Annotated in this window: 5 protein-coding genes; 3 read left to right on the top strand and 2 right to left on the bottom strand. The window is 67.9% G+C overall.

Annotated features, from left to right (window positions below; genetic code table 11):
- Positions 1–591: GGDEF domain-containing protein (locus tag DBR12_RS20790; RefSeq protein ID WP_199226748.1), on the top strand; the 591-nt coding region annotated here is incomplete at its 5' end.
- Positions 592–621: 30 nt separating this feature from the next.
- On the opposite strand, the gene DBR12_RS22420 is transcribed toward DBR12_RS20790, so the two are convergent.
- Together DBR12_RS22420 and DBR12_RS22415 are read right to left on the bottom strand one after the other, a co-directional pair.
- Positions 622–783 carry a hypothetical protein gene (locus tag DBR12_RS22420; RefSeq protein WP_199226747.1) on the bottom strand — a complete coding sequence of 54 codons (162 nt, stop codon included), beginning with the start codon at positions 781–783 and terminating at the stop codon, positions 622–624.
- The gene (locus DBR12_RS22415; protein WP_199226746.1) at positions 758–901 is read right to left on the bottom strand and encodes a hypothetical protein; all 144 of its coding nucleotides are present in this window, start codon (positions 899–901) and stop codon (positions 758–760) included. The genes DBR12_RS22420 and DBR12_RS22415 overlap by 26 nt, the downstream gene beginning before the upstream one ends.
- A gap of 207 nt (positions 902–1108) precedes the next feature.
- Between DBR12_RS22415 and DBR12_RS20785 the strand changes: the two genes are divergently transcribed.
- On the top strand, positions 1109–2113 hold the full coding sequence (locus tag DBR12_RS20785; RefSeq protein ID WP_108618961.1) for a M14 family zinc carboxypeptidase: 1005 nt from the start codon (positions 1109–1111) through the stop codon (positions 2111–2113).
- Between the two features lie 16 nt (positions 2114–2129).
- The coding region (locus DBR12_RS20780; protein WP_233244998.1) for an alpha/beta fold hydrolase at positions 2130–2752 on the top strand (623 nt) is incomplete at its 3' end.

Genomic DNA, 2752 nt, shown 5'->3' with positions numbered 1-2752 from the left:
GTGCGTGCGCTGCAAAATCAAACTCGCCGACGCCAGGACCTGGAGCGCGAGCGCGACCTGCTGATCGAACAACTCAGGGCGCAGTCTGAAACCGACTACCTCACCGGCCTGCCCAACCGCCGTGCCTTTATGACACAGGCCCGCACAGCCTTGGCGCAGGCCATGCGCTACGACTTCGGTGTAGCCCTGCTGGTGCTGGATGTGGACTGGTTCAAGCAGCTCAATGACACCCTGGGTCACGCAGCCGGCGACAAGGCGCTGTTGGAGGTGGCCAACGTGGTGCGCACCGAGCTGCGTGAGGGCGACCTGGCGGCGCGTTTTGGGGGCGAGGAGTTTGTGCTGCTGCTCAGCCACTGCAACCGGGAGCAGGGGTTGGCGTTTGCGGATCGCCTGCGTGAGAAAGTAGCCGCAGCGCAGGTGATGGGCGCGGCCAACCCGCAGGTGCGCGTGACGGTGAGCCTGGGTATTGCGGACTCGGCCCAATGGGGCTGGGGGCTGGATGCCCTGCTGTCTGCCGCCGACGCGGCGATGTACGAGGCCAAGAATGCGGGACGCAACCGGGCTGTGGCAGCTTCTGTCTTGCCGGACTGAGCGCCTTGTCCGGCGTTTGGTGCGACCCGCTCAGTGGTGGTGGATGGCCGCCTGCTGCCGCTGGCGCCACTGCTGAAAGCGCGAGCGCTGCAGCGCCAGCAGCTCTACCAGCCCCCAGGCCAAAGCACACACCAGCATGCCTCGCCCTACGGCCCAGCGGTAGGCTTCAGTCCTGCGCAGCGGCCGGTGCATCGTCGTAGGCTCCGTCGCATGCCCATTCGTGGGTTCGGGGCAGGTCAAAGCTCAGCCAGCCCCCTTCATCGAACAGCTGATCCAGCAGCCGCTGCAATCCGAGCAATTTCCAGAGCATGGTGAGCCTCTTTCGTGGTGAGGTTGAACGGAGACCGTGGCGATCTGCAGGGCACGGTACCGCTGTTGTGTGACGGTTTTGCGTCGGTTCGCGTGAACCCAACAGGTGTCCTGCCGCGTTCTTCTTTACCCACCTGGGCGCGCTGGTGGGCGCTATCCTGCGGCTGTGAGCCTCTTTCATCCCATCTAGATACCCATCCCCCGCAACATGTTGGCCGAGCTTGTCGCGCTGGAAAAAATCCTGGAGCAGGGGGCGCCCCACCTCGATGTACAGGTGGTGCGGCAGGTGCATGCGGCCTCGGGCAAGCGATTTCCGGTCTACGCGATTGGCGTGGGCAACCCGGCGCTTGACGTGCCTGCGGTGGGCTTTTTTGGCGGTGTGCACGGGCTGGAGCGCATCGGGGCCGAGGTGGTCATCGCCTACCTGCAGAACGTGGTGATGCGCCTGCAGTGGGACACCACCTTGCACCGCCAGCTGGAGCAGGTGCGCCTGGTCTTCATGCCCATCGTGAACCCCGGTGGCATGTGGTCGGCCACGCGGGCCAACCCGCGCGGGGTGGACCTGATGCGCAACGCCCCGGTGGACGCAGTGGACCGGGTGCCCCTTTGGGTGGGCGGGCAGCGGGTGAGCGCAGGCCTGCCCTGGTACCGGGGGCGCCTGGGCGAGCCCATGGAGGCCGAGAGCCAGGCGCTGTGCGAGGTGGCCACGGCGCAGCTGCTGGCGCGGCCCTTCAGCATGGCGCTGGACTGCCACTCGGGCTTTGGCGTGAAGGACCGGCTGTGGTTTCCGTTTGCGCACACGCGCAAGCCCATTGCGCACCTGGCCGAACTGCATGCGCTGCAAGAGATTTTTTTGCAGGCCCACAGCCATCACCAGTACATCATCGAACCCCAAAGCACGCAGTACCTGGCGCATGGCGACCTGTGGGACCACCTGTACCTGCGTGCCTGCCAGACCCAGCCCACCCACACCTTCCTGCCGCTCACGCTGGAGATGGGATCTTGGCTGTGGATCAAGAAGAACCCCCGGCAGCTGTTCTCGCGCAACGGCATCTTCAACCCGCTCATCAACCACCGCCAGCAGCGCGTGCTGCGGCGGCACCTGTCGCTGCTCGACTTTCTGGCGCGCGCGGCCTGCAGCCATGCGCGCTGGACGCCCGCGCCCGACCAGCGCGCGCAGCGCCGTGCCGACGCGCTCGCGGCCTGGTACTGAAACGGAGCGCTGCACCATGCGCCAATGGATCCTGCTGCGCGGCCTGACCCGCGAGACCGCCCACTGGGGCGGGCTGGTGGCCGACCTGCAGCAAGCGCTGCCCGGCGATGCTGTGCTGGCGGTGGACCTGCCCGGCAACGGCCACTGGCACCACAAGCCATCGCCCACCACGGTGCAGGGCATGGTGCAGGCCTGCCGCGCCGACCTGACTGCACGCGGGCTGGTGCCGCCTTACCACCTGCTGGCCATGTCGCTGGGCGCCATGGTGGCGGTGGAGTGGGCCTGTGTGGCCCCGGAGGAGGTCGCCAGCGGCGTGCTGGTCAACACCAGCCTGCGCCCGTTTAGTCCGTTCTACCACCGGCTGCGCCCGCACAATTACGGCGCCCTGCTGCGCCTGGTGCTGTTGCGCCGCCCAGCCGAAGCGGTGGAGCAGCAGGTGCTGGCGATGACCAGCAACCTGGCCGCAGCGCGCGCCCCGGTGCTGGCGCACTGGGCCGCCGTGCGCAGGCAGCGGCCGGTGTCGGGCCGCAACGCGCTGCGCCAATTGCTGGCCGCAGCCCGCTACCAGGCTCCGGCCGCTGCACCGCAGTCCCCCTTGCTGCTGCTGGCCAGCCGCCATGACCAGTTGGTGGCGAGCGC

Source organism: Acidovorax sp. HMWF029 (assembly GCF_003060895.1).
Taxonomy (GTDB): Bacteria; Pseudomonadota; Gammaproteobacteria; order Burkholderiales; family Burkholderiaceae_C; genus Acidovorax.
This window is presented reverse-complemented; position numbering and strand designations above follow the sequence as displayed.